The sequence below is a fragment of the Streptomyces sp. UW30 genome (genome assembly GCF_008042075.1).
Classification (GTDB): Bacteria; Actinomycetota; Actinomycetes; order Streptomycetales; family Streptomycetaceae; genus Streptomyces.
Genome location: NZ_RDBN01000053.1, coordinates 1,821,484 through 1,823,315, shown reverse-complemented (window position 1 = coordinate 1,823,315; position 1,832 = coordinate 1,821,484). Strand labels below are relative to the sequence as shown.

At 70.7% G+C, this 1,832-nt stretch carries 2 protein-coding genes; one reads left to right on the top strand and one right to left on the bottom strand.

Going from position 1 to position 1,832, the window contains the following annotated elements; all coding sequences use genetic code 11:
• Positions 1–1,077: Stk1 family PASTA domain-containing Ser/Thr kinase (locus EAO75_RS47970; protein WP_261989642.1), on the top strand; the 1,077-nt coding region annotated here is incomplete at its 5' end.
• A gap of 66 nt (positions 1,078–1,143) precedes the next feature.
• Here EAO75_RS47970 and EAO75_RS42845 read toward each other — a convergent pair.
• A complete protein-coding gene (locus EAO75_RS42845) occupies positions 1,144–1,686 on the bottom strand; it encodes a bacterial proteasome activator family protein (protein ID WP_148000393.1) in 543 nt (180 codons plus the stop codon).
• Positions 1,687–1,832: the final 146 nt, after the last annotated feature.

Below are 1,832 nucleotides of genomic sequence, written 5' to 3'. Positions count from 1 at the left end.
CAGACCGGCATGGTGGTCGGCACCCCGCAGTACCTCTCGCCGGAACAGGCGCTGGGCCGGGCCGTGGACGCCCGCTCCGACCTGTACTCGGTCGGCATCATGCTGTTCCAACTCGTCACCGGGCGGCTGCCGTTCGACGCGGACTCCCCGCTGGCGATCGCGTACGCGCATGTGCAGGAGGAGCCGGTCGCTCCGTCCTCGATCAACCGCGCGCTGCCGCCGGCCGTGGACGCGCTGGTCGCCCGCGCCCTGAAGAAGAACCCGAACGAGCGCTTCCCGAGCGCCGAGGCCATGCGCGACGAGTGCCTGCGCGTGGCCGCGTCCTTCCAGGCGGCCCCGCCGAGCATCGTGCCGGGCGCGAACACGCAGAGCGGCCAAGGCGTCGGCGCCTCGGTGTTCCCGCCGGTCGGCCAGACGCCGCCGCCCGGGGGCCCGGTCCAGATGCCGTACCAGCCGACCCCGGCGCCGAACCCGTACGGCACCCCGCCGCCCTCCCCGGCCTACGGCTACCCGCAGCAGCAGCCCGGTTTCCAGACGCCCCCGCCGGCGGCGTACTCCCCGCAGCCGGGCCACGCGACACCGCCGCCGTACACCATGTCGCCCCAGACTCGGCCCACTTCGAGCGGCGGCAAGAACAACCGGTCGGTGATCATCGGCTCGATCGTGGTGTCCGTCGTCGCGGTGGTCGGCCTGATCGTGGCGCTGTCGCTGAACGGCGGCGGCTCCGAGGACGACGGAGGAGGCGGCGGTGAGACCCCGACGACGTCGACGACGAAGGAAGCGGGATACCGGGCGGGGGACACCGAGAACACGGTCGAGACGAGCGATTGCACCGAGCCGGGCGAGTCGTACCTCGACCCCGACAAGGTGACGATGCCGAGCTTTGCGTTCAAGCACTGGTCGTCGGTCGAGGCGTGCCTCAAGGCCGCGGGGTGGGACTACAAGAAGGTCGACGTCGACGAGAACACCTTCGGTGACGGCACCGTCATGCGGCAGTCGCCCACGGCGGGGAAGGACTTCGACCCGGACGACCCCCCGGAGATGGAGTTCCAGGTCTCGACGGGCAATCCGGAGTGATCCCAGCGCATTGAAAGGGCCCGGCAGCATCTGGCTGCCGGGCCCTTCGCTGATCTGGGGCGGTGTTTACAGGTACGGTCCGCCCGCGCGGCCGCCCGGGTGCTGTTCACCGTCCTCGTGGCCGCCGACTCCCGGCGGGAGGGCCCGGCGCATCTGCTCCAGCTGGGCGCGCGCGGCCATCTGCTGGGCGAAGAGCGTGGTCTGGATGCCGTGGAAAAGGCCCTCCAGCCAGCCCACCAACTGGGCCTGCGCAATGCGCAGTTCCGCGTCGGACGGGGTCGCCTCGTGCGTGAACGGCAGGGAGAGCCGCTCCAGCTCCTCGACGAGCTCCGGGGCCAGGCCGTCCTCCAGCTCCTTCACGGAGCTGGCGTGGATCTCCTTGAGCCGGACGCGGCTGGCCTCGTCGAGAGGAGCCGCACGCACCTCCTCCAGCAGCTGCTTGATCATGCTTCCGATCCGCATGACCTTCGCCGGCTGCTCGACCTGCTCCGTCACCGGGATCTCGCGGGAGTCCTCGTCTCCGTTGCCGCCGGTGAGCGCCATCCCGTCCTGGCCCACGACCAGGATCTGGGGGTTCTCGGGCGACCTTTCGTTCCTCGGCATCTCCATGCCGCCATTCTCTCGCACCCGTACAGCTCATCATCGTGGTGCCCCCGGTGTGGGGTGATCCACCGTTTACGTCCCCACTGTTTTCGTCAGGAGCCGGGCGGTGCGGCGAGGCGCGTGAGGCGGGCCTCGCAGATGTCGAGCCGGCG

Coding starts and splice junctions, on each gene's coding strand:
- EAO75_RS42845 (WP_148000393.1), bottom strand. CDS start 1,686: ATGGAGATGCCGAGGAACGAAAGGTCGCCCGAGAACCCCCAGATCCTG.